The following is a 23,405-nucleotide window of genomic DNA, read 5'->3' on the forward strand; positions in this document are numbered from 1 at the left end:
GGACACCGGGCCGGGAAAGACGGAACGGGCCGGCAGCACGTGGCCGTCGACCCGTTCGGTGTCGAGATCTACTGAGCTCAGAAGCCCTTGGCAGCAGCCTGCTGCAGCATCGCGAGCACGGCGGGATCGACCTGCTGGCCACCGCTCTGCGCCTGCGAGATGATCTGCTGGATGTACGCCGCGTTGGTGGTGGCACCGGCGACCGGCTTCGCAGCCTGAGCGACCGGCTTCACGGCCGGCTTCACGGCCTGAGCGGCCGGCTTCACGGCGGGCTTGGCGGCCTGAGCGGCCGGCTTCGTAGCGGGCTTGGTGACCGGCTTGGTGGAGGTGCCGGTGTCGGTCGGCGAGACGGTGCGCGGGGTCGGAGCGCCGAGGCCCTTGCCGCAGGTGGGCCAAGCGCCCTTGCCCTGGCCGGCGAGGACCTTCTCCGCGATCGCGATCTGCTGCGCGCGGGAGGCCTGGTTGGCGGTGGGCGCGTACTGCTGGCCGCCGTAGGCATTCCAGGTGGACGGTGCGAACTGCAGGCCACCGTGGTAGCCGTTGCCGGTGTTGATGCCCCAGTTACCACCGGACTCGCACGCGGCGACCTTGTCCCACTGGGAATCGGGGGCGGCGTTCGCGGCGGGAGCCGACAGTGCGAGACCTGCACCACCGAGCATTGCGCCGGTCGCAGCGACCTTGACGGCGGTACGGGCGGTGGTGGACTGCTTGCGGTGACGAGCCATGTCTGTGAAGTCTTCCTCTCTACGCGCGTGCGAAGTTAGCTGTCGGGTTCGAGCGAGAGGCTGCTCGGCCGGTACCGGCTTGACCCCTAGGGCATAAGCCCAGCGGCCGGGTGGCCGCGGTGGTTCCTCCGCCTTCGTCCAGATGTAGATCAGTGGTGCATTTCCCGGATCGTCCGCTGGACGAAGCTCTGCGCTACGGCCGGTCCGGTGGTCGCTGCTGCGGCCCCCAGCGACGGTAACAGAATCCGCCCCGAGGCCCAACCGTTACCGGGCCGTGATTTTAGGTGATGTGAAAAATGTCACGACCGGGATACCTCCCGATGCAGGCGCCTAACACAACCTCAGGGTTGCCTTAGTTGAAGCTCGGGATTACCGTTCCCCTGTCCGAATCATCCGTTATAGGGCGAAAAGGGCACCCAATCCAGATTTGCGATCAGAAACTAGAGGGTATGAGGAACAGGGCGATTTCTTTGGCCGCGGTGGCTGCCGCGGTCGCAGTGGCGGCCGCGCCGGTATCGGGTGCGGTGACGAGTAACTCCGTCGTGCCGGGTGCGGCGATTCCGGGAACGGTGCAGAACCTGCCGGCCCGGTCGACCGGTGGGCTCAGCTCGATCACCGTGGCCACCGGCGAGGCCATGGAGGGTTCCGGGCCCACCCTCGCCGAAAAGGCCACTGAGATGAAGGTGCTGCCCAAGCCGGTGGCCGACATCCTGGCCAAGGCGGGCCTGCCGGTGGACGAGGTGGAGCGGGTCTTCCGGGTGGGCAAGGGCGTGTACACGGTCTGGTACCAGTTGGCGTCGGACGTGCCGAATGCGATGCTGCGGGCCGACTTCAGCGCCGTGTCGGGCCTGTTCAACAAGGCCGTCGCAGACTCGGCGACCTGGATCCGGACCGGAATGGGCCCGAAGCCGGTCGCCGATGCACCGCTCGTGGTGCCCGCGCCGTCCCGGTTCCTGGCCACGATGGACGTCCTCGGCATCCCGGTCGCCGCGGCCTACGGTGCCGGGCAGGTGGCGCTCTCCGTCTACCAGAACTTCTACGGCCTGCTGACCTCGGTGCCGAAGGCCGTCTTCGAGGGCCGCTTCGGCGACGTCGGCCCACTGATCTCGGAGGCCTTCAGGAAGTCCGCCGCGGCGATCGCCGGATACCCGGTGGCGCAGGCCGCGTCGGTGCAAGCCAAGGTCGCAGCACTCACCGCTGCCTGGAACCCTGTGGTGATCGGCGCCAAGGAACTGGCCGCAGTGCAGGCGGCCGAACTCGCCGCCAAGGACGAGAAGGCCAAGCGGGAGAAGCTGACCGAGCTCAAGGGTGCGCTCGACCCGCTGCGGACGGCGGCCGATGTGGCCAACGTCGAGAAGGCGCGTGCCCGTGACAAGGCCGCAGCGGCCAAGAAGGCCGCGGAAGCGGCAACCGGTGAGGCCAAGGCCGCCGCCGAGGCGAAGGCCAAGGCCGCGAAGCAGAAGTTCGCCGAGGCTCAGGAGAAGGCAAGCAAGGCGGCCAAGAGTCTCACGGAGGCCGCAGCCAAGGTCAAGAAGGCCGGCGCGGATCTCAAGGCCGCCGAGGCGAAAACCGCCGAGGCGAAGAAGGTCATCGCCGTAGCCCGGGAGGTCGACAGCCTCAAGGCGGCCACGCCGGCCGAACTGGAGAAGCGGCGCACCACCATGCAGGCAGAACTCGTCGCCGCGGCCATCAAGACCGCGGAGGCACAAGAGCGCAGCACAGCCCTCGCGGCCATCCATGCGGAGGCCGAGAAGGCGCTTGACCGGGGGGTGGAGAGGGCCAACGCGGCTGCAGCCGCAATGCATGGCGCCACGACCGCTGCTGCCCGTGCCGACGCGATGAAGAAGTTTGATGTCGCGGCCGAAGAACTGTCGCGGCTGTACGACGACATGAGGAAGAAGATGGTCGAGGCCGCCACCGCGCGTAAGGAGTTCGAGCGGCTGAACGGCGAGGCCTCAACGCTGTCCAACCGGCTCGCTGTACTGGACAAGATCGGCAAGAAGGACGAACGCCGGACCCAATCGGGTCTGTCCACGTTCAGCGGTGCCCCCAACGCCGACTGGCTGGTTGGGTATCCGGTGCTGCCGGCGCCCGAGGAGCCGGCCGTCATCGGCGGCGGGGGCCAGCCCGGCACCGTGTCCGAAGCGGAGAACAAGCCGGTGGTCAAGCCGGAGGAAGCGACCGAGAACAAGCTGGAGGTCCGGGCGCCGAAACGTGCGGTTCCCGTGACCGCCGCCAGCACGGCTGCGCCTGCGGGCGCCCCTGCGGCGAACATCGGAGCTGTTGCCGAGAACAGCGGTGCTCCTGCGGGGACCAGCGGCGCTCCTGCCGATGCCGGCGGTGCTCCTGCAGGGAACGGCGGTGCTTCTGCCGGGACCAGCGGCGCTCCAGCCGATGACGGCGGTGTCTCTGCCGCCAGCAACTCCAGCAGTGGCGGCTCTGTCCCGGCTGCGTCCGCTGGTTCGACTGCCTCGGCAGAACCGGAGGCCGACTCGGAGGCGAGCTCTGCGGCCTGAGTCGCCTGTTCCACCTGATCGACCGTCGCGCGTCGCCCGTTGCCGGGGGCGCGCGACGGCCGTTCTCAGCCCCCGGCGAACGGCGGCAGCACGTCGAGCACCGCCCCGGTGGCGGGCGCGGCGGTATCGCGCACGGCCACCTCGTCGAGCAGGTAGCCGCAGCGCGGCAACAGCGGCCGCAACGCCGGATGCCGCGCCACCAGCAGTTCCGCGATCTGCGCCACCGAGGCGCCGTCGGGAACCTCGAGGTTCTCCTGCGGCGTTCCGGCCGCGGCCCGCGCCGCGGCGAAGTAACGGATCAGCACCTCAGCCGCCGATCGCGCTCATCGGGCGGGTCGGCTGCAGGAACGATGGATCGTCGATCCCGTGCCCGGCCTGTTTACCCAGCATCGCCGCGGCCCAGGCCTCGGCGATCCGGGCATCGGACGCGCCGCCGCGCAACAGCGGCTTGAGGTCGGTCTCATCGGCCGCGAACAGGCAGGTGCGGATCTGCCCGTCGGCGGTCAGCCGCACCCGGTCGCAATCACCGCAGAACGGGCGCGTCACCGAGGCGATGATGCCGACCGTCGCCGGACCACCGTCGACCACGAACCGCTCCGCAGGAGCGCTGCCGCGCGGCGCCCCGTCGGGCGTGAGGGTGAACTCGCGGCGCAACCGCCCCAGCACCGCGTCGGCGGTGATCATGGTGCTCCGCTCCCAGGTGTGCCCGGCGTCGAGCGGCATCTGCTCGATGATCCGCAACTCGTAACCGGCGTCCAGGCACAGCCGGAGCAGGGGAGCGGCGTCGTCGAGGCGCCCCGGGCCGAGCACCGCGTTCACCTTCACCGGGGTCAATCCGGCTGCGGCCGCGGCCCGCAGGCCGGCCAGTGCGTCGTCGAGCCGGTCCCGCCGCGTGACCCGGGCGTAGGCGTCCCGGTCGACGCTGTCCAGTGAGACGTTCACCCGGTCCAGCCCGGCCGCCGCCAGCGCGTCGGCGTGCCGAGCCAGCGACAGCCCGTTGGTGGTCAGGGAGATCTCCGGCCGCGGGGCCAGCCTCGCCGCATGCGCCACGATCTGCTCCAGGTCCGCCCGCAGCAGGGGCTCGCCGCCGGTGAACCGGATCTCGGTGATCCCCAGGCGCTCCACCGCGATCGTCAGCAGCCGGCCGATCTCGGCACCGGAGAGCAGGTGCTCGTTCGCCAGCCAGGGCAGGCCCTCGGCGGGCATGCAGTACGTGCAGCGCAGATTGCACCGGTCGGTGAGCGAGACCCGCAGATCCCGCGCCACCCGGCCGTACCGGTCCACCAGGTCGATCACCCGCGGTCCTCCCGGTCTGCGGTACCTCCGCCCAGGATCACCGCGATCGTGCCCACCATCAGGGCCATCGGGGCCAGCGGCGTGAGCAGGTACACCCAGGTGGGTGCTGTGACACCGTCTGCAAGGACCGGCGTCAGGAACAGGACGGCGATCGCGATCAGCCCGATCGCGAACAGTGCGATCGAGACGGAGACGGCGACGGAAACGGACTTGCCCACCCGTCTAGACTATCCCTGTGCGTCCCGCAGTCGCGGGGCGCGTTTTGTGTTCTTTCCAGCAGAGCGGGTGATGACGGTGCCTACCGGCAAGGTCAAGTGGTACGACACGGACAAGGGATTCGGCTTCCTCTCCCAGGAGGGCGGGGAGGACGTGTACGTCCGATCGTCCGCGCTGCCCGACGGTGCCGAGGGCCTCAAGCCCGGTCAGCGCGTCGAGTTCTCCATGGCCGCCGGACGCCGCGGCCCGCAGGCACTGACGGTGGCCGTGCTCGAACCCGCCCCCAGCGTGGCACGCGGCACGGCCGCGGGTGCCCAGCGCGGCGGCCGCCGGCCGGCCGCGAGCCGTCGCCCGGCGGACGAGCTGCACGGGATGATCGAGGACATGATCCAGCTGCTCGACGGCAGCGTGCAGCAGGAACTGCGCAAGGGCCGGTATCCAGACCGCAAGGCCTCCGAGCAGATCGCCAAGGTGCTCCGCGAGATCGCCCGCGAACTCGACTCGTAGCGGGCGCGCCTGCGGGCCGGCTCAGGGCTTCTGCACCAGGACGAAGTCCTTGGCCACGCTCTCGGCGAGGGTGTCGATGCCCCACAGCGCCTGCGCCACCAGGTTCCCGAACTGATCCTGCACCATCGAGGGCACGTTGATCTCGACCGCCGCGAGCAGCAGCTTGTCGGTGGACTTGAGCACCAGGGTGTCCTCGGTGGGACGGGTGTGCGTGGTGGTCTCGACGGTGGCCTTCCCGGACTCGGTGTCGAACCGCTGCACCGTGACCGACCACGGCCGCGAGGTGATGTAGTCCGGCAGTGAGATCACGATCGCCTGCCCGGGCTCGACACCCAGCTTGGTCGGCTTGGCCGGTGCATCGCATTCGAGCCGGGCGATGTTCTGGCAGTACTGCAGCGGCGGCACGGCGAGCATCGTCGCCCCCGCGGTGGCACTGAGCACCGGACGGGGCGCGGGCTGCTTGCGCTTGTCCAGCGCGGCGAGCACGGTGAAGGTCATCAGGACCGCCACGGCCACTGCGAACACCGCCCCGGCGATCAGCAGGTTCCGGCTGGGCTTGATCATCTTCAGACCCCGTTCATGGTGGGTGGGACGTGTTCCGGGCGCTTGCCGCCGACGTTCGGGATCAGCGATCCGCCGCGGTGGGTGAGCACTGTTTGCAGGGTACCGAGCGCCATGATCGCGGCCACCACGGCGAAGCCGATCCACAGCGTGGGAGGCAGCAGTACGCCGAGTGCGGCACCGCCCACCCAGCCCAGTTGCAGCGCGGTCTCCGAACGGCCGAAGGCCGAGGCCCGTGACTCGTCGGGCAGGTCGTCCTGGATCGCGGCGTCGAGGGAGACCTTGCCGAGCGCGGACGCCCCGGAGGCGAGGAACGTGGCGATCCCGACGACGATCAGATCCCCGAAGATCGCCGCGGCGATCGCGCCGACGGTGCTGATCACCGTCACCTGGACCACGATCCGGGCCGGTTTCGGCAGTTCCAGGCGCGCGCCGACGCCGTTGCCGAGGAAATTACCCACCCCGGCGGCCGCCCCGATGGCGCCGATGATCAGCAGTGAATCGGTGGCGCTGGCCCCTGCTGCCTGCTCGGCCTTACTGTAGAAGGCGATGTAGAGGGTGAGGAAACCGGTGAGCACCCGGATCGTGGTGTTGCCCCACAGCCCGGTGACCACACTGCGCCCGAGCGGCGCCCGCAGGTTCTTCAGGGCCGCTCCGAAACCCGACGATCCGCGCGGGGCGCGTGCTCCGCGGTCCACAGCGCCGCTGTACGACCAGGTGGTGGGCACCTCGCCGGTGGTCTTCTCCACCCGTTTCGGGATCCGCATGCACAGCACCGCACCGGCCACCGCGAATCCGATCAGCACGTACATCGCGCCCGGGATGTGCAGCATGCGGCTGAGCCCGAACTCGGCGCCGGAAGCGATCGCACCCCCCACACCCGAGCCCACGACCAGCCCGAACAGGGTGAGCCGTGAGTTCACCCGGGCCAGGTCGATCGACGGTGGCAGCACCCGCGGGATCACCGCGGATTTGAGCACCGAGAAGGACTTGCTCATCACCATCATTCCCAGCGCGCACGGATAGAGCACCCACGGATCGAAGTTGACGGTGTTGAGCACGGGATCGTAGGAGCAATTGGTGATCAGCAGCACCGCCAGTGCCACCCGGATCCCGAAGGACGCGGCCAGCGCGATCCGCCGGCCGTGCTGGATCCGGTCCAGCAGCGGTCCGATGAACGGGGCGATCACCGCGAACGGGGCGATGTTCACCAGCAGGTACAACGCCACCTTCGACTTGGACTCGGCCTGCGCCGCGGCGAAGAACAGGGTGTTCGCCAGCGCCACCATGAGCGCGGCGTCGACCGCGTTGTTGAGGATCACCGGGTAGGTCAGTGCGGTCAGGCCGGACTTGTCGGCACCGTCGGCGCGGGTGGCGCGATGCCACTGCGCGATGCCGGCCTCGGTGATCTCCCGGCTGCGCATCGCCGCCACCCGGGTGACGGTGAGCTTGCGGGGCATCCGCCGCCGGGTCCGCTGCGCCGCCCGCTCCTGTGCCGGGGTGGGTGTCTCGTCCAGCGGGGGCAGGTGGTGGTTGGCGCGGTACTGCGGCCGCGCGCCCGAGGAATCCGGCGGGGCGCTCCCGCCGTTCCCGGCTCCGGCACTGCTCCCGGCGCGGGTACGCGACACCTGCCCCGGACGGCGCCGGGGCTCGTCGGGGGGATACTGCTGGTTCCCCGGATGACCGCTCACCGGTCCCATTGTTCCGCATTCCACCGACACGCGTCCGAGCGGGCGTTCGGCCCAGGTTTCGGGTTCGACGAGGCGATGCGGCACACTTGAGGGGTGAGTTCCGCATTGCAGTCAGCCGACGCGCTCGACCTCGCGCGCGCCGCGCTGGAGGCCGAGGAGGGCGCACCGGTCGGTGCGCACGTCGCCACCGTCGTCGAGGACGAGTTCGCCGCGGCCCATTACTTCGAGGCGAACCTGCCCGCCTACCGCGGTTGGCAGTGGTGCGCGGTGATCGCCACGACCCCCGACGGTGAGCTGACCGTGTCCGAGACGGCGCTGCTGCCCGGCCCCGGTTCGCTGACCGCCCCGCAGTGGGTGCCCTGGGAGGAGCGCATCCGCGCGGGTGATCTCACCCCCGGAGACGTGCTCCCGCCCCGGGAGAACGACGAGCGGATCGAACCCGGATACGCACTCTCCGGCGACCCCGCGGTCGACGAGGTGGCCGGTGAGATCGGCGTGAACCTCGAACGCGTGATGTCGCGGTTCGGCCGCATCGACGCTGCGCAGCGCTGGCTGCACGGCGCCTTCGGCCCGGACTCGGAGATGGCCCGGTCCACCCGCCATCACTGCGGTGACTGCGCCTTCTACCTGCCGCTGGCCGGCGCCCTGCGGGCCTCCTTCGGCGTGTGCGGCAACGAGTACTCCGCCGATGGGCACGTGGTGCACGCGCACTACGGCTGCGGCGCGCACTCCTCGGTGGTGGCACCGTCGGGCCAGGGGAGCCCCGCCTACGAGCCCTACGACGACGGCGCCGTGGAGAAGGTTCCCGCCGAGCAGGCCTGAGATGCCCGCCGACCCGTTCGGAACCTCCGCGCTGCGCAGCGCGACCCTGACCACCTGGCGCGATTCACCCACCCGCGCCGCCGAGGACCTCGCGGCCGAACGCGACCTGGTGACCGTCGGCTACCGCGACCGGTTGGTCGTCGAACTGGCCCAGAACGCTGCCGACGCCGCCATGATCGCCGGCGCCGACCCGGCCGGTGAGATCGCCGTCTGGGCCGAGTCCGACGGCGTGCACATCGCCAACACCGGCGCCCCGCTGAGCCGGGCGGGCGTAGCCTCTCTCGCCGCGCTGCGCGTGTCACCGAAATCGGCGGCCTCCGGACCGGGTCCGGGGAGCGGCCCGGTCGGCCGGTTCGGGGTGGGCTTCGCGGCGGTACTCACCGTGACCGACCACGTGCAGCTGCGCTCGACCGGCGGCGGTATCGAATTCTCCGGGCGACGCTCGCGCGCCGACGCCGGCCGTGAGCAGGTCGCCGTGATGCGCCTGCCCTACCCGGTGGCGACCGCCCCGCGGGCCGGCTACGACACCGAGGTGGTGCTGATCGGCGCCGACCCCGCACTGCTCGGCGAGTTCACCGAACAAGCCCTCGACCTGCTCCTGGACCTTCCCGCGCTGGCCGCGATCACCGTCGGCGAGCGGCGCTTCGAGCGTCCGGATCTGGTGACCGGATACGGTCCGCACGCCCGCTGGGTGATCGGTGCGGACGCCCGGCGGCTACACGCCCCGACCGTCACCGACGAGCCGCTGACCCTCCCGGTGCGGGTGATCGCCGATCTGCCGACCACCCCGGACCGACGGCACCTGCACCCAGGCGCCGACATCGCGCTCGCCGCGCGCGGCTACGCCGCCTTCCTCGCGGAGCAGGACGACCCGATGGCACTGCTCCCGCCCCGCACCCCGCCCGCCGGCGCGGTCGACGCGCTGCTGCGGGAGGCGATCGAGGACGAGCTGCGCGGGCATCCGTGGCTGACCGGACCCGACGGTGCCCGGCTGCGCCCGGACCGTGCCGCAGTGGTGCCCGACCTCACCGACGAGCTGTACCGGCTGCTGCGCGAGGTGCTGCCGCTGGTGCCGCCGGATCTGTCGGCAGCGCCGGACGCGGCCCGGCTGGTGGCCCTCGGCGCCCGCGGACTGACCGCCGCCGACCTCGCCGACGCGGCCCCTCGTGACCGCGATCCCACCTGGTACGGCGAGTTCTACGCCGCGCTCGACGCCGCCCGGTTGCGGGCCGACGACCTCGGTGCACTCCCGGTGCCCCTGGCCGACGGCCGCGTGGTCACCGGTGCCCGCGGCGCCGCCCTGGTGACCGGCGACGCGGCCACCCTGGCCCGGATCGACTGGGCCCGGATCGTGCACCCGGCCGCCGCGCACCCGCTGCTGGAACGGGCCGGTGCCCGCAGACTCAGCCCCGTCGACCTGCTCGGCGATCCGGCGCTGCGTGAGGAGGTGGCCGGTATCGACTGGGACGCCGGCCCCGGCGACGCCGACGTCGGCCTCACCGAGGCGGTGCTCGGGCTGCTGGCGCAGACCGGCGGCGCCGAGCCCGGCCCCGGCTGGCTGGGGCTGCTCCCGGTCCCGGGCGACGACGGGGAGCTGTACCCGGCGGACGAGCTGCTGACCGCGCAGGCTCCGCTGCGAGCGGCACTGGTCGCGGACCACCCGTACGGCACCGTCGACCCCGGTTTCGAGGCCCGGTACCCGGTGCAGGCGCTGCGCGCCATCGGGGTGGGCTGGTCGTTCGGGGTGCTCCGCGAGGCGCTGCCCACCGAACCGGACGAGACCCTCGACGGTGCGCGGCAGTGGTGGGACCAGCTGGACGCGGAGCCCGACGAGCTGATCGCGGCCCGCGACCTGGACCTGGTGGCGCACTGGGAGCCGGCGCTGACCCTGCTCGCCGACCTGCCCGGGGTGCTCGACGATCCGGACGGCTACACCGCCTGGTGGCTGCGCACCCGGACCGGACTCGGGCGGCTGCGCTGCCCCGACGACGAGACCTTCGCCGGCCTGCTGGAGCCGTGTACGCACCCGGACGCCGGCCGGCTGCGCGCGGCCCTGCTGACCAGGGTCCGCTCGGACGCCGACGCACAGGTCCTCGCCGATGCGCTCGCCGACCCGGACCGTACCCCGACCACGGCGGCGATCACCGCCGCGCACCGGGAGATCGCCGGACGCGAGCTGGCCCGGCTTCCGGCGCAGGTCCGCTGTTTCGACGGGGCGGTGGTGGACGCCGATGACGCCGCAGTGCTGGACGCGCCGCACCTGCGGTTCACCGGCCTACCGCTGGTCTTCGGCGGGATCGACCGGGCCGTGGCACTGGCCGCCACCCTGGATCTTCCCCTGGCCGGCGAGGAGCCGGCGACGATTCTCTCCCGGGGCGAGCGCTTCGCCGCGGGTACTCATCCGGCGGTCACCGTGGCGCAGGCGCTCGGGGAACTGCCGGACCGACAGGAGGTGCAGGTGCACGAGGAACTGATGGTCGAGGTGGCCGGCGAGCGGCGCCGGGTCCGGTACTGGCTCGCCGACGGCGTGCTGCACGTGGACGGGGACATGCTGTGAACCCGGGGCAGTGGCCGAACCGGTTCGACGGTGCCGTGCTCGACACCATGGTCTCGATCCGGTCCGATCTGCTGACCGCGGTGGTCAAGGGCATCACGCTGGTCGGGAGCACCGTCTCGCTGATCCTGATCGGTCTCGCCGGGACGGTGTGGCTGCTGCGTCTCGGGCACCGGGCCTGGGCCGCCTACTGCGCGGTGACCTCGCTGCTGGCGTGGGGGCTGATGAACCTGCTCAAGCTGATGTTCGGGCGGCAGCGGCCGTCGATTCCGCCGCGGCTGGTGGAGATCGACTCGCTGAGCTTCCCGTCCGGGCACGCACTGAACTCGATGGTGGTGTTCGGGGTGCTGGCGGTCGCCGCGGTGGCGCTCACCGGCCGGCGGTGGCCGATCGCTCTCGCGCTGGCGGCGACGTTCGCGATCGGGATGAGCCGGGTGTACCTGGCCGCGCACTGGATGACCGATGTACTGGCGGGCTGGCTGATCGGCGCGCTGGTGGTGGCGCTGGGCCTGTGGGTGGTGAGTCTCACACGAGGCCGCGTTGCGCGCCCCGGTCGCCCCGCCGGGCCGCCCGCAGCTGTGCGGTGAGCACCGCGGCCCCGGCCGCACCGACCCCGACCCCGCAGGCGGACACGATCCAGGCCTCCCCGAACATGTTTCGCATGAGAAAGGTGATGATCAAAGAAACGGAGAACAACACCGTTCCGGCGATCACCACGGGAAGCGCTTGGGTGAGTGCCCGCGGGAGCGCGGGAACGTCAACCGAGCCGCTCGACGGGTTCGTTTGTCCGTTCATGAGTTCTCCCGGGGTTCGTGCGCCGATGGATTTCTTAAAGATGTACTCTAAACGCCGTGACTGAAATTGACGATCGGCTGGCAGGGGATCTCTCACTCGCCACTGTGCGATTCGCCCGCCATCTACGTGGGCGGCGTCGCGATTCGCTCGTCTCCTTGACACAGCTGTCCGCGTTGAACGCCCTCGCGGCGGAAGGACCGCTCACCCCCGGCCAACTGGCGGCGCGCGAACGGGTGCAGCCGCCGTCCATGACCAGGGTGATCGCCTCCCTCGCCGACCTCGGCCTGGTCCGGCGTACGCCGCACCCGACCGATGGCCGGCAGGTGATCGTCAGCCTATCCGACCAGGGTGAACAGATCATCTCGGGAGAGGCGGCCGCCCGTGAGGCGTGGCTGCGCGGCAAGCTCGACGAGCTTTCCGACGGCCAGCGCGCCACGCTCACCGGCGCCATCGGCATTCTCAACGCCCTGATCGCGGCGGAGGAGAAACGCGCCTGATCGCTGTTCCTGAATCGACGGTCCCCTTGGAATCATTCCGAGGGGACCGTTTGCTATTTATCGCATTGTGGAATTCCTGGGAGCGCGGCAAGTTGGTATGAACCAATTCTTCGGGTGGTATGGACCAATTATTGAATCGGGGGAAACCGCATCGGGTTGAGAGTGCGTAAAGAAACATCCATGCTCTCGTGAAGGTCATGCGCGATCGCGATACTAGGCTGGAGCGGTGGTGGCGCAACCGACGATCCCGATCGACGACCCGGACGACCCGAGGCTGACCGACTTCCGCGACCTCTCCGCGGCGGACCGACGTCCCGATCTGTCCCGGGGCGTGGTCCTGGCCGAGGGCGTGCCGGTGGTCGAGCGGATGCTCGCCTCCCGCTTCGTGCCGCACGCCATCATGGGCACCGAGGCGAAGCTGGCCCGGCTGGAGGCCGCCGCGGCCGGGGTGCCCCGCTATCAGGTGACCGCCGAGCTCATGGCCCACGTGGTCGGCTTCCACCTGAACCGGGGAGTGCTCGCCGCCGCGCACCGGCCGGAGCCGCTGCCGGTGGGCCGGCTGCTGGCCGGTGCGCGCACCGTCGTCGTCCTGGAGGGGGTGAACGACCACGAGAACCTGGGCTCGATCTTCCGCAACTGCGCCGGCCTGAGCGCCGATGCGGTGATCTTCGGCCCGCGCTGTTCGGATCCGCTGTACCGGCGGGCGGTCCGGGTCTCGATGGGCCACGTGCTGCTGGTCCCGTTCGCCCACCTTCCGCCCGCCGGCTGGCCGGAATCGGGCCTGCGCACCCTGACCGAGGCGGGGCTGCGCACCGTCGCGCTGACCCCGTCCGGCGAGGAGACGGTGGCCGGCGCGGTGGCCGACGGACCCGACCGGGTGGCGTACCTGGTGGGCGCTGAAGGCCCCGGCCTGACGCCGGAGACCCTGGCCGCGGCGCAGGTGCGGGCCGCGATCCCGATGTCCCGCGGAACCGACTCGCTCAACGTGGCCACCGCCACCGCGCTCGCCCTCTACGAGCGGGCGCGATAAACCGGTGCCGAAGGTCTTCGCCTCCCTGCGCACCCGCAACTACCGGCTGTGGGCCGGTGGCCAGACCGTGAGCCTGGTGGGCACCTGGATGCAGCGGGTCGCGGAGGACTGGCTGGTTCTCGATCTGGCGCACGGGCGCGGCTGGGTGCTCGGGGTGGTCATGGCGCTGCAGTTCGGGCCGACGCTGCTGTTGTCGGCGTGGGCCGGGGTACTGGCCGACCGGTACGACAAGCGCCGGGTGCTGATGTACACCCAGAGTGCTGCGGCGCTGTGCGCGGCAGCCCTGGCGGTGCTCACGCTGACCGGTGCGGTGCGGCTCGCGCACGTCTTCGTGATCGCGTTCGTCTTCGGCTGCACGGCCGCGGTGGCCGCACCGTTCCGGCAGGCCTTCACCGTCGAGATGGTGGGACCGGAGCTGCTGCCGAATGCGATCGGACTCAACTCGATGGTCTTCAACGGTGCCCGGATCGTGGGACCGGCGATCGCCGGACTGCTCATCGCCGGGGTGGGCACCGGCTGGGTGTTCGCGGTGAACGCCCTGTTCACCGGTGCGATCGTGGCGGCCCTGGGGGCGATGCGGGTGGCCGAGCTGCACCCCTCAACGCCGGTGGAGCGGGCCAAGGGGCAGGTGCGGGACGGTTTCGCCTACGTCCGGCGCCGTCCGGAGCTGCTGCTGGTGGTGATCGCGGTGTTCTTCGTCTCCACCTTCGGGATCAACTTCCCGCTCGCGCTCTCGCTGCTGGCCCGGCAGCGTTTCGGCCTCGGTGCCGACGCCTACGGACTGTTGTCGACGGTGCTCGCCGTCGGGACGCTGACCGGGGCGCTCCTGGCCGCCCGGCGCACCGGGAAGGCGTCGCTGCCGATGGCGCTGATCGGCGGCTGCGGCTTCGGGGCGGTGCAGCTGCTGGCCGGGCTGACGCCCTGGTTCCCGGTGGTGGCGGTGCTGCTGGTGGCGGTGGGGTTGCTGCAGATGTCGTTCACCACCGCCGCGATGAACATCATGCAACTGTCGGTGGATCCGGAGTTCCGGGGCCGGGTGATGGGCATCTACATGCTCGCCTTCCTCGGCGGGACACCCCTGGGGGCGCCGCTGCTCGGCGCGATCGCCGACGCCACCAGCCCCGCGGCCCCACTGGTGGTGGGTGGGCTGGTCTCCGCGGTCACCTGCGCGGCGTGCGGCGGCTACCTGCTGCGCCGGACGCCGGCGCAGCGGACTTAGAACCCGAAGAAGCTGCGGACCTTACCGCGTTCCTCGCGCTCGGGCGCCTGCTGCGCGTCCGGGGCCTGCTGGACCGGAGCGGTGCCCGTGCCCGTGCCCGTGCCCGGGAATTGCTGCGCGCCGCCGTCGGCCGCCGCCGGGACCTGGCCGGGAGCGCCCGGCCCGGGTACCTCGGAGGCGAGTACGAAGTCGATCACCTGGATCCTCGCCGGATCGAGGTCGGTGGGTGCCAGCGGATGGGTGTACCGGAAACCGAGCTGCTCCCGGTTCGCCTGCTCGGAGAACTCCATCGGGTGGAAGGGCAGTGCGCGGGCATCGGGGACCACGCCCTCGGCGTAGGTCAGCGGATGCTCACCGGCCCAGAACGGCCGCTCGAACAACTCGGGCAGGCCCTCGTCCTCGAGGATGTCCACCGGATGCGCGGAGAAGGCGCGCTTGACCCGGCCGTCGGCGCGCAGGGCGAACCCGCCGACCGCCCGGGAGGCGTCGGCGACCAGCAGGAAAGCGCGGGCGGCGGGGACGAGATCCCACCACGAGTCGTCCAGCTGCGCGGGATGATCGGTGCGCAGACCGTCGTGGGCGATCACCGTCAGACCACCCCACGCGGCCACGTACACGTGCCCGGGCGCGGGATCGGCTGCGCGGGCCAGGGACTCGGGCCGGCCGGCCACCGGCCCGCCGAGCACGCGCTCGGCGATCGCCCGCGACGCCGCTTCGTCCGGCCTCCCGGCGATCGCCAGGATGCCCTTCGGCTCCGCCACGTCGATGAACCAGAGCGTGGCTGCGTTCGCTCCCACGCCTTAGCCGTTCTTCCCACTACGGACGCCGAGCAGCACGTCCTCCCATGACGGCATCTCCGGGTGCCGCCGGCTGTTCTGTCCCACCGCTGCCGCCGGGAGCTGCGCCTGCGCGGACTCGCGCGCCTGGTCGCGTGCCTGCCGTGGCTGTTCCCGCTCGGGGCGGGTTTCGTCGCCGGCGCGGACCGCGCGCAGCGGCTCGTCGACGGTGCGCTCGATGCTGCGCAGGCCCTGCCGGGCGTCGGGATCGAGCAGAGTGCGTGCGGTCTCGTCGACCGGGGAGGCCGTGCCGCCGTGCGCGCCCGGGGCGAACCGGAAATGCGCCTGGTTACCGGACTTGCCGACGCTCCACGAGATCCGCACCACCCAGCGGTTGTCGGCGCCCTTGAAGGCGTCCCACTCGGTGGTGTCGGCGTGACCACGTTCGGCCAGCGCGGTGCGGATCACGTCCGCGAGGGTGGCGTGCATCGGGCCGTCACCGCGCACCGGGTGCGCCAGCTGCGCCATCTCGGCCGCGCGGGAGCGCTCCAGCAGCACCGGGCCGGCGAACCGCTTGATCCGGTGGTTCGGCGCCCCGGTCAGCTCGGCGATCTCGTCGACGGTGGCACCGGCGCGGATCCGGGCCTGGATGTCGCGCGGCGACAGGTCCGAGCCCAGTTCCAGCTCGGTCTGCCCGCCGCCGGCGAGCTCACCGCTCACGGCCGCGCGCAAGGTGTCGTCGATCGGTAGCTGGAACCGGCCCGCGGGGCCCTCGCAGACCACCGACGTGCCGTCGTCGTTCAGTCCCGTAACCCGCAGTTCCTGCATGGTGCAAGGGTAGTTCTTCGATTCGCTACGCGTCGGCCGACACGCGCTCGACCACGAAATCGATGCACTTGGTCAATGCGGTGATGTCCGAGGGCTCGATCGCCGGGAACATGCCGATGCGCAGCTGGTTGCGGCCCAGCTTGCGGTACGGCTCGGTGTCGACGATGCCGTTCTCCCGCAGCGCCTTCGCCACCGCGGCGGCGTCGATCTTCTCGTCGAAGTCGATGGTGCCCACCACCTGGCTGCGCAGCGCGGGATCGCTCACGAACGGGGTCGCGTACTCGCTGGCCTCGGCCCAGGAGTAGAGGCGATCGCTGGAATCCTTGGTGCGGCCGACCGCCCAGTCCAGTCCGCCGTTGCCGTTCATCCACTCGATCTGGTCGGCGAACAGCAGCAGCGTGGCCAGTGCCGGGGTGTTGTAGGTCTGGTTCTTCGAGGAGTTGTCCACCGCGATCGGCAGCGACAGGAACTCCGGCGTGTAGCGGCCGGCGGCCTTGAGCTCGGCGACCCGGTCCAGCGCCTTCGGGCTCATCAGCGCCACCCACAGGCCGCCGTCGGCGGCGAAGCACTTCTGCGGCGCGAAGTAGTAGACGTCGGTATCGGCGATGTCCACCGGCAGGCCGCCGGCGCCCGAGGTCGCGTCGATCGCGATCAGCGCGTTCTCGCTGCCGGCCAGGCGACTGACGGGCACTGCGACGCCGGTCGAGGTCTCGTTGTGCGCCCAGCCGATGAGATCGACGGGGCCGTCCGCACCGTCGGCGACGGTGAGCTCGGGAGCGCTGCCCGGGTCCGCGGAGACCACCACCGGATCGCCGATGAACGGGTTGCCCTTGGCGACCGAGGCGAACTTCGAGGAGAACTCGCCGTAGGTGAAGTGCTGGCTGCGCTCGCGGATCAGCCCGAACGCGGCGGCGTCCCAGAAGGCGGTGGTGCCACCGTTGCCGAGTACCACCTGGTAGCCCTCGGGCAGGGAGAACAGATCCTGCAGGCCGTCCCGGACCCGTCCGACGACGTCCTTGACCGGCTTCTGCCGGTGGCTGGTGCCGAACACCGAGGCTCCGGTGTCCACCAGCGACTGCAACTGCTCCGGGCGGACCTTGGAGGGGCCGCAACCGAAGCGACCGTCGACGGGCTTGAGCGCGGCGGGGATCTCGATCATGCGTTAGAGCCTAATGGTGTCCCAACCGGGCACGTCCTCGGGCTGCCGCGCAGCCGGACCGGTGTACCGGGCGGACGGCCGGATGAGCTTGTTCGTCCGTTTCTGTTCCAGGATGTGGGCGCACCACCCCGCTGTGCGGGCACAGGTGAACATGGCGGGCATCATCCGCACCGGCACGCCGGCGTAGTCCAGGATCACCGCCGCCCAGAACTCGACGTTGGTCGAGATGGTCCGATCCGGCCGGCGTTCGGCGAAGATCGCGTTCGCCTCGCGTTCGAGTGCCGCTGCGGCCTCGTAACGCGGCGCCCCGACCTCCCGGGCGACGGTGCGCAGGACCCCGGCCCGTGGGTCCTCGGCGCGGTAGATGCGGTGACCGAAGCCCATGAGCTTCTCGCCGCGGTCGAGCCGTGCGGTGGCCACGCCGCGCGGGTCGTCGGTGCGTTCGACCTCGTCGAGCATGGGGATCACGCGGGGCGGGGCGCCGCCGTGCAGCGGACCGGAGAGGGCGCCGACCGCGCCGGACAGCGCCGTCGAGACGTCCGCGCCGGTGGAGGCGATCACCCGCGCGGTGAGTGTGGAGGTGTTGAGCCCGTGCTCGGCGGCGGTCACGAAGTAGGCGTCCATCGCCCGCACGTGATCGGGGTCGGGTTCGCCGTGCCAGCGGGTCATGAACCGGTGCGTGACCGTGGGGGAGCGGTCGATGATGCGCTGCGGGACGGCCGGCAGTTCCAGCCCGCGGGCCGACTGCGCGACGAAGCTCAGCGTCATCACCGAGGCGCGGGCCAGGTTCTCCCGGGCGGTGGCGTCGTCGATGTCGAGCAGTGGCTCGAATCCCCACAGCGGCCCCAGCATGGCCAGCCCGGCCTGCGCGTCGACCCGCACGTCGCCACTGTGGATGGGCAGCGGGAAGGGTTCGGCGGCCGGCAGGGGATTGCCGAACTCGCCGTCCACCAGCAGGCCCCAGACCTCGGCGTAGGTGACGTTGTTGCGCACCAGATCGGCCACGTCGACACCGCGGTAGCGCAGCACCGAGCCGGACCGGTCCGGCTCGGCGATCTCAGTCGACAGGGCGACGACGCCCTCCAGGCCGCCCGGAATGTCAGTCATGGCCAGAACTCTAGTTCTCCACTTCGGCGGGTGACGAGCGTCGACCCGCACGAACTCCACGCCTACCAGCAGGCCGAGGGCGAGGAACTGCAGGTAGAACGCGATCAGGCCGAATTCGCCCAGGCGGCTTGCGCAGACCAGTAAGAGTCCGGTGATCGCGGCGATCCGGAGTAGGGGAGTCGGGGGAGGTGTGGTGAGAACGGACGCAGGACGCCGATGGTGGTGCGAGATGCCCAGGTCAGACATACGATCGCCGAATGAAAACCAAGGTCGAAGCGGCGGCAGCAGTGCTGGCCGTGGGTGCATTCGCAGCAGGCTGCGGAGGCGCAGGCATATCCACCGCGCCGAGTTCTCCGCCCAGTAGTACGTCCGCGGCAGGTAGCGCTCCGCGGACGATTCAGAAGGCGGTCGGCGCTTCGGCGGCCTACGGGTGCACGGGCAGCAGCCCCGATTCGTGTATGACCCGATTCGTGGTGACTGCGGTCGAGAACGTGAACCCGAGCGCCTGCGGTGCAGGATCACAGAAGGGTGATACCCGCCTCGTGCGGGTATCACTCGATGTGCAGGGGATGAAGCCCCGCGAGTACCCGAACGAGAACCTCAACCCAGGACACGAGGTAACGTCGGAGAACTGGTACGCCCTCGGAGCCGACGGGTACACCACGAAGGCGGAGGTCGCCACATGGTGCCCCGGCTACAAGCCGGGCCCGTTCTACGATCCGGTCGCGGTCGGCCAGAAGGCTCGCGGAGACATCGTTTTCGCTGTGCCTGCATCGGCTCACCGCATTCAGGTTCGGACGTACGACGGGCGTGCTTGGGAGTGGCCGCTTCCGTGACGCCCTGCGGTGGCAGCTCGCCTTCGTCACTGATACCGCGCCCCGAGCTCCGTTCGACACCAGCGCCGAACTGTCCGCAACCAGCACATCGCCGTTCGGCAGGCTGACGTCGAACACGCAGGTCGCCGAACCGGTCGCCGTGACCGTGCGAACACCGCCGATCCCCGACCCCCGGGATCGGCGCAGCAGTCTGATCGAATTCACCGAGCAGGGGGTGCACCTACGCCGCCGCGTCGTCCGGGCTCGCCGCGGTGCTGGACCGGATAGCGGCCGGGACGCCGGTGCCGGTGAGTAATCTCGGGCCTGTGGACCTGACCGCGATGCGTGAGAAGTACGACGGTGACCCCTCCGACCTCGGCCCCGAGGATCTGGCCCGTGGTTGGGTGGCGCTGTGGCGCGACTGGTTCGACGCGGCCGTCGCCGCGGGTGCGCCGGAGCCCAACGCGATGGTCCTGGCCACCGTCGACGCCGATGGAGCCCCGTCGACCCGCACGGTGTTGTGCAAGGGCCTCGACGAGCGCGGCGTGGAGTTCTACACCAATTACGGCTCCGACAAGGCGCGGGCGCTCGCGGCCAACCCGGTGGCCGCGGTGACCTTCCCGTGGATCGCGATCCACCGGCAGGTGCACGTGCGCGGGTCGGTCAGCAGAGTCTCCGCGGACGAGACCGCCGCGTACTGGGCGCAGCGACCCCGCGGCTCACAACTCGGCGCGTGGGCCAGCGACCAGTCCCACCCGGTGGCCGGCCGCGCCGCGATGGCGCAGCGCTTTGCCGAGGCCGAGGCCCGGTTCGACGGCGTGGACGTTCCGGTGCCCCCGCAGTGGGGCGGTTTCCGCATCGCGCCCGAGGCGGTCGAGTTCTGGCAGGGCAGGGAGAACCGGGTGCACAACCGGGTGCGGGTGTGCGCCCCCGACTACACCCCGGTCCGCCTGCAACCGTGAGCCGGGCCGATCACACGGGGAAGCGCACTCCGGTGAGTTCCTCGGAGACCGACCACAGGCGCTGCTGCGCAGCGAGGTCGTAGGACTGTTCGCTGGAGGTGACCACCCGCGGGGCGCCCCGGCGCTCACCGCGCCCGTCGGGGCCGTAGTACTGCCCGCCGAGCACTCCGGGATCGGTCGCCGCGCGCACCTGCGGCAGGGCGCCGTGCTGCGCGTCGTGCGAGAACATGGGTGCCACGACCTGCGCCTTCTGCAGGACCTTCGGCAGGTGCCGCACCAGTTCGGTATCGGCGATCCCCGGATGGGCGGCGACGGCGACCGTGGCACCGTCGGCGCCGGCCGCGCCGCGGGACTGCAGCCGCCGGGACAACTCGTAGTGGAACATCAGGTTCGCCAGCTTCGACTGCCCGTACGCCGCCACCCGGTCGTACGAGCGCTCCCACTGCAGATCGTCGAAGTGGATCGCGGCGCGGATGTCGTGCGCGATCGAGGCCACCGTCACGACCCGGGAACCGGGGACCCCGAGCAGGAGGTCCAGCACCTGCGCGGTCCACGCGAAGTGCCCCAGATGATTGGTGCCGAACTGCAACTCGAACCCGTCGGCGGTGCTCTGCTTCGGCGGATACATCACCCCGGCGTTGTTGACCAGCAGGTCGATCCGGTCGGTGCCGGCCCGCAGTTCCTCTGCGGCGGTGCGCACCGAGTCCAGTGAGCCCAGGTCCAGGTGCTGCACCCGCACCGTCGCCCCCGGGGTGGCGGCGGTGATCCGCCGGGCGGCCTGCTCGCCCTTACCGGTGTCGCGGACCGCGAGCACCACCTCGGCGCCCTTGCTCGCGAGCACGCGGGCGGTCTCGAAGCCCAGGCCGGTGTTCGCGCCGGTGACCACCGCGACCCGTCCGTGCTGTGCGGGTACGTCGTTCTCGGTCCAGCTCATGTCCACTCCTGTCCGGTCGGCGCCGTCCGCCGTCGTGCGCTGCGCCCTCCACCGTAGGAGGGCGAGCGGCCGCGTGCCGCCGTAGGATGACCGTCCATGACGGTGCAACCGGGATTCACCATCGCGGCCGCCAGGTACGTCGCCGAGATCGCGCGCACCGGGGCGGCGCTGCGGGGCCTGCGCCGCGACGGTGTCCGGCTCACCGAGGAGTGGCCGCTGGGCCATAAGCCGCCGCTCTCGGCAGGCGTCGTTCTGGCGCCCTGGCCCGGCCGTACCGAGGACGGCCTCTACACCTGGGACGGGCGGATCCATCGCCTGGAGGTCACCGGTGAGGTCACCGGTACCGCCGACCACGGCCTGGTCCGCAAGCTCGACTGGGACGACGTGGAGACCGCCGGCGACGCCGTCACCCTGGTCCTGGACGTGCCGCAGGCGCCCGGCTGGCCCTTCGCGCTGCACCTGCGGATCCGCTACAGCGTCGACGGAGACGGGCTGACCTGCCGGTTCGAGGCGCACAACCGCGGCACCGACGACCTGCCCTTCGTCGTGGGCTTCCACACCTACCTGCGGGTCGGCGAGGCCCCGGTCGACGACTGCACCCTCGAACTCGGTGCGCAGCAGTGGCAGCCACTGAGTGAGCGGCTGTTGCCGGACGGCCCGCTGCGCTCCGTCGACGGCACGGACTACGACTTCCGCACGCCGCGCCCGCTCGCGGGTGTGACCATCGACCACCCGCTGACCGCCACCGCCGGGAAGTACGTGATGCGCACGGACGGTGACCCGGACGGCGAGGTGCTGCTGTGGACCGGACCGCAGTTGCCCTGGGTGCAGGTCTTCATCGCCGATCCGGACCTCGGCAAGGGCTTCCCCGGCCGCGGTACCGGGCCGGACGGCCTGGGTAGGGCGCTGGCGGTGGAGCCGATGTCCGGTCCGGGCAATGCTCTGCACACCGGCACGGACGTGGCACGGATACCACCCGGCGGTGTGTGGGCCTGCGACTGGGGTATCAGGTGAGACCCTCGTTTTCGCGATGAACCGCGATACCGCTAGGTTCTAGCCAGGTAGCTTTTATCCGCCGACTACAGCGAGGGGATACGAACATTGTCCACCGATGACAACACCGGGAACGCTACGGTCGCCTACCCCGGCGGCCAGATCGAGCTGCCGACGGTTCAGGCGACCGAGGGTGCGGACGGCATCGCACTCGGTAAGTTCCTCGCACAGTCGGGCTACAGCACGTTCGACAACGGCTTCGTCAACACCGCCTCGTGCAAGTCGGCGATCACCTACATCGACGGTGCGCAGGGCATCCTGCGCTACCGCGGGTACCCGATCGAGCAGCTCGCCGAGAAGTCCACCTTCATCGAGGTCAGCTACCTGCTGATCCACGGCGAACTGCCCACTCCGGAGCAGCTCGCCGAGTTCACCGCGAAGATCCAGCGGCACACTCTGCTGCACGAGGATCTGAAGCTGTTCTTCAACGGCTTCCCGCGCAACGCGCACCCGATGCCGGTGGTCTCGTCGGCGGTCAACGCGCTCTCTGCGTACTACCCGGACTCGCTCGACCACAACGATCCGGCGCAGGTCGAGCTGTCCACCATCCGCCTGCTGGCGAAGTTCCCCACCATCTGTGCCTACGCCTACAAGAAGTCGGTGGGCCAGCCCTTCCTCTACCCGGACAACTCGCTGAGCCTGGTGGAGAACTTCCTGCGGATGACCTTCGGTTTCCCGGCCGAGCCCTACGAGGTCGATCCGGAGATCGTCAAGGCGCTCGACATGCTGCTCATCCTGCACGCCGATCACGAGCAGAACTGCTCGACGTCGACGGTGCGCCTGGTCGGCTCGTCGAACGCGAACCTGTTCACCTCGATCTCGGGTGGCATCAACGCCCTGTGGGGCCCGCTGCACGGCGGCGCCAACCAGGCCGTGCTGGAGATGCTCGACGACATCAAGGCCTCCGGTGGCGACACCACGGCCTTCATGAACAAGGTCAAGAACAAGGAAGACGGCGTGAAGCTCATGGGCTTCGGGCATCGCGTCTACAAGAACTACGACCCGCGCGCGGCCATCGTGAAGCAGACCGCGGACCGCATCTTCGAGCTGCTCGGCGTTTCCGACGAACTGCTCGACATCGCGAAGGGTCTGGAGGACGTCGCGCTGCACGACGACTACTTCATCGAGCGCAAGCTGTACCCGAACGTGGACTTCTACACCGGTCTGATCTACCGCGCGATGGGCTTCCCGACGCGCATGTTCACGGTGCTCTTCGCTCTCGGCCGACTGCCCGGCTGGATCGCTCACTGGCGCGAGATGCACCAGGATCCGACCACCAAGATCGGCCGCCCGCAGCAGATCTACACGGGCTACACCGCCCGTGACTACCCCGGTGCATAGA

At 70.7% G+C, this 23,405-nt stretch carries 24 protein-coding genes and 1 riboswitch; of the genes, 12 read left to right on the forward strand and 12 right to left on the reverse strand.

Going from position 1 to position 23,405, the window contains the following annotated elements; translation table 11 throughout:
• Nucleotides 1–77: 77 nt before the first annotated feature.
• Nucleotides 78–725: a transglycosylase family protein gene (locus tag ACYVHG_RS09945; RefSeq protein ID WP_461167276.1), complete on the reverse strand. Its 648-nt coding sequence runs from the start codon at nt 723–725 to the stop codon at nt 78–80.
• A gap of 10 nt (nt 726–735) precedes the next feature.
• Nucleotides 736–890, reverse strand: a riboswitch (cyclic di-AMP (ydaO/yuaA leader).
• A gap of 284 nt (nt 891–1,174) precedes the next feature.
• Here ACYVHG_RS09945 and ACYVHG_RS09950 point away from each other — a divergent pair.
• On the forward strand, nt 1,175–3,241 hold the full coding sequence (locus tag ACYVHG_RS09950; protein WP_461167277.1) for a hypothetical protein: 2,067 nt from the start codon (nt 1,175–1,177) through the stop codon (nt 3,239–3,241).
• Between the two features lie 65 nt (nt 3,242–3,306).
• Here the strand turns inward: ACYVHG_RS09950 and ACYVHG_RS09955 are convergent, their stop codons facing one another.
• The 3 genes from ACYVHG_RS09955 to ACYVHG_RS09965 are packed head-to-tail and all read right to left on the reverse strand — an operon-like array spanning nt 3,307 to nt 4,755.
• Nucleotides 3,307–3,546 carry a MoaD/ThiS family protein gene (locus ACYVHG_RS09955; RefSeq protein ID WP_461167278.1) on the reverse strand — a complete coding sequence of 80 codons (240 nt, stop codon included), beginning with the start codon at nt 3,544–3,546 and terminating at the stop codon, nt 3,307–3,309.
• Between the two features lies 1 nt (nt 3,547).
• Nucleotides 3,548–4,537, reverse strand: coding sequence for a GTP 3',8-cyclase MoaA (gene moaA / locus ACYVHG_RS09960; protein ID WP_461167279.1), 990 nt, complete (start codon nt 4,535–4,537; stop codon nt 3,548–3,550).
• The gene (locus ACYVHG_RS09965; protein WP_461167280.1) at nt 4,534–4,755 is read right to left on the reverse strand and encodes a hypothetical protein; all 222 of its coding nucleotides are present in this window, start codon (nt 4,753–4,755) and stop codon (nt 4,534–4,536) included. The genes moaA and ACYVHG_RS09965 overlap by 4 nt, the downstream gene beginning before the upstream one ends.
• Before the next feature lie 76 nt (nt 4,756–4,831).
• Here ACYVHG_RS09965 and ACYVHG_RS09970 point away from each other — a divergent pair, with 76 nt between their 5' ends.
• Nucleotides 4,832–5,260 carry a cold-shock protein gene (locus tag ACYVHG_RS09970; protein ID WP_461167644.1) on the forward strand — a complete coding sequence of 143 codons (429 nt, stop codon included), beginning with the start codon at nt 4,832–4,834 and terminating at the stop codon, nt 5,258–5,260.
• Between the two features lie 21 nt (nt 5,261–5,281).
• Here ACYVHG_RS09970 and ACYVHG_RS09975 read toward each other — a convergent pair whose 3' ends face one another.
• Together ACYVHG_RS09975 and ACYVHG_RS09980 are read right to left on the reverse strand one after the other, a co-directional pair.
• The gene (locus tag ACYVHG_RS09975) at nt 5,282–5,824 is read right to left on the reverse strand and encodes a DUF2771 family protein (protein ID WP_461167281.1); all 543 of its coding nucleotides are present in this window, start codon (nt 5,822–5,824) and stop codon (nt 5,282–5,284) included.
• Nucleotides 5,825–5,826: 2 nt separating this feature from the next.
• Nucleotides 5,827–7,521 carry an MFS transporter gene (locus ACYVHG_RS09980; RefSeq protein WP_461167282.1) on the reverse strand — a complete coding sequence of 565 codons (1,695 nt, stop codon included), beginning with the start codon at nt 7,519–7,521 and terminating at the stop codon, nt 5,827–5,829.
• Between the two features lie 84 nt (nt 7,522–7,605).
• Here ACYVHG_RS09980 and ACYVHG_RS09985 point away from each other — a divergent pair, with 84 nt between their 5' ends.
• The 3 genes from ACYVHG_RS09985 to ACYVHG_RS09995 are packed head-to-tail and all read left to right on the forward strand — an operon-like array spanning nt 7,606 to nt 11,475.
• Nucleotides 7,606–8,334 (forward strand): DUF3027 domain-containing protein, encoded by a 729-nt coding sequence (locus ACYVHG_RS09985; RefSeq protein ID WP_461167283.1) that lies wholly within the window; start codon nt 7,606–7,608, stop codon nt 8,332–8,334.
• A gap of 1 nt (nt 8,335) precedes the next feature.
• Nucleotides 8,336–10,891, forward strand: coding sequence for a sacsin N-terminal ATP-binding-like domain-containing protein (locus tag ACYVHG_RS09990; RefSeq protein WP_461167284.1), 2,556 nt, complete (start codon nt 8,336–8,338; stop codon nt 10,889–10,891).
• Entirely contained in the window at nt 10,888–11,475 is a 588-nt protein-coding gene (locus ACYVHG_RS09995; protein WP_461167285.1) for a phosphatase PAP2 family protein, read from the forward strand. The genes ACYVHG_RS09990 and ACYVHG_RS09995 overlap by 4 nt, the downstream gene beginning before the upstream one ends.
• Here ACYVHG_RS09995 and ACYVHG_RS10000 read toward each other — a convergent pair.
• Nucleotides 11,414–11,683 (reverse strand): DUF2530 domain-containing protein, encoded by a 270-nt coding sequence (locus tag ACYVHG_RS10000; RefSeq protein WP_461167286.1) that lies wholly within the window; start codon nt 11,681–11,683, stop codon nt 11,414–11,416. The genes ACYVHG_RS09995 and ACYVHG_RS10000 overlap by 62 nt on opposite strands.
• A 56-nt stretch (nt 11,684–11,739) precedes the next feature.
• Between ACYVHG_RS10000 and ACYVHG_RS10005 the strand changes: the two genes are divergently transcribed.
• The 3 genes from ACYVHG_RS10005 (at nt 11,740) to ACYVHG_RS10015 (ending at nt 14,429) form a co-directional block, all read left to right on the forward strand.
• A complete protein-coding gene (locus ACYVHG_RS10005) occupies nt 11,740–12,180 on the forward strand; it encodes a MarR family winged helix-turn-helix transcriptional regulator (RefSeq protein ID WP_461167287.1) in 441 nt (146 codons plus the stop codon).
• A gap of 226 nt (nt 12,181–12,406) precedes the next feature.
• A complete protein-coding gene (locus ACYVHG_RS10010) occupies nt 12,407–13,210 on the forward strand; it encodes a TrmH family RNA methyltransferase (protein WP_461167288.1) in 804 nt (267 codons plus the stop codon).
• A 4-nt stretch (nt 13,211–13,214) separates the two neighbouring features.
• Nucleotides 13,215–14,429 (forward strand): MFS transporter, encoded by a 1,215-nt coding sequence (locus tag ACYVHG_RS10015; RefSeq protein WP_461167289.1) that lies wholly within the window; start codon nt 13,215–13,217, stop codon nt 14,427–14,429.
• Here ACYVHG_RS10015 and ACYVHG_RS10020 read toward each other — a convergent pair.
• Genes ACYVHG_RS10020 through ACYVHG_RS10035 form a run of 4 tightly spaced genes read right to left on the reverse strand, consistent with a single transcriptional unit; the run spans nt 14,426 to nt 18,299 of the window.
• Nucleotides 14,426–15,226, reverse strand: coding sequence for a DUF6928 family protein (locus ACYVHG_RS10020; protein WP_461167290.1), 801 nt, complete (start codon nt 15,224–15,226; stop codon nt 14,426–14,428). The two genes, ACYVHG_RS10015 and ACYVHG_RS10020, sit on opposite strands and share 4 nt — an antisense overlap.
• A gap of 3 nt (nt 15,227–15,229) precedes the next feature.
• Nucleotides 15,230–16,033: a septation protein SepH gene (sepH, locus tag ACYVHG_RS10025; RefSeq protein ID WP_461167291.1), complete on the reverse strand. Its 804-nt coding sequence runs from the start codon at nt 16,031–16,033 to the stop codon at nt 15,230–15,232.
• Nucleotides 16,034–16,058: 25 nt separating this feature from the next.
• Nucleotides 16,059–17,192, reverse strand: coding sequence for a phosphoserine transaminase (gene serC, locus ACYVHG_RS10030; RefSeq protein ID WP_461167292.1), 1,134 nt, complete (start codon nt 17,190–17,192; stop codon nt 16,059–16,061).
• A gap of 3 nt (nt 17,193–17,195) precedes the next feature.
• Nucleotides 17,196–18,299 (reverse strand): citrate synthase 2, encoded by a 1,104-nt coding sequence (locus tag ACYVHG_RS10035; RefSeq protein ID WP_461167293.1) that lies wholly within the window; start codon nt 18,297–18,299, stop codon nt 17,196–17,198.
• A 257-nt stretch (nt 18,300–18,556) separates the two neighbouring features.
• Here ACYVHG_RS10035 and ACYVHG_RS10040 point away from each other — a divergent pair, with 257 nt between their 5' ends.
• Together ACYVHG_RS10040 and pdxH are read left to right on the forward strand one after the other, a co-directional pair.
• The gene (locus tag ACYVHG_RS10040) at nt 18,557–19,135 is read left to right on the forward strand and encodes a hypothetical protein (RefSeq protein ID WP_461167294.1); all 579 of its coding nucleotides are present in this window, start codon (nt 18,557–18,559) and stop codon (nt 19,133–19,135) included.
• Between the two features lie 320 nt (nt 19,136–19,455).
• Complete coding sequence (pdxH, locus tag ACYVHG_RS10045; protein WP_461167645.1) at nt 19,456–20,076, forward strand: pyridoxamine 5'-phosphate oxidase; 621 nt, start codon at nt 19,456–19,458, stop codon at nt 20,074–20,076.
• A 10-nt stretch (nt 20,077–20,086) separates the two neighbouring features.
• On the opposite strand, the gene ACYVHG_RS10050 is transcribed toward pdxH, so the two are convergent.
• Nucleotides 20,087–21,010 carry an SDR family NAD(P)-dependent oxidoreductase gene (locus tag ACYVHG_RS10050; RefSeq protein ID WP_461167295.1) on the reverse strand — a complete coding sequence of 308 codons (924 nt, stop codon included), beginning with the start codon at nt 21,008–21,010 and terminating at the stop codon, nt 20,087–20,089.
• 96 nt (nt 21,011–21,106) lie between these two features.
• Here ACYVHG_RS10050 and ACYVHG_RS10055 point away from each other — a divergent pair, with 96 nt between their 5' ends.
• Both ACYVHG_RS10055 and ACYVHG_RS10060 read left to right on the forward strand, forming a co-directional pair.
• Nucleotides 21,107–22,024, forward strand: a complete 918-nt coding sequence (locus ACYVHG_RS10055; protein WP_461167296.1) for an aldose 1-epimerase family protein — start codon at nt 21,107–21,109, stop codon at nt 22,022–22,024.
• Between the two features lie 87 nt (nt 22,025–22,111).
• Nucleotides 22,112–23,404, forward strand: coding sequence for a citrate synthase (locus tag ACYVHG_RS10060; protein ID WP_461167297.1), 1,293 nt, complete (start codon nt 22,112–22,114; stop codon nt 23,402–23,404).
• Nucleotide 23,405: the final 1 nt, after the last annotated feature.

The organism is Tsukamurella serpentis, assembly GCF_054780975.1.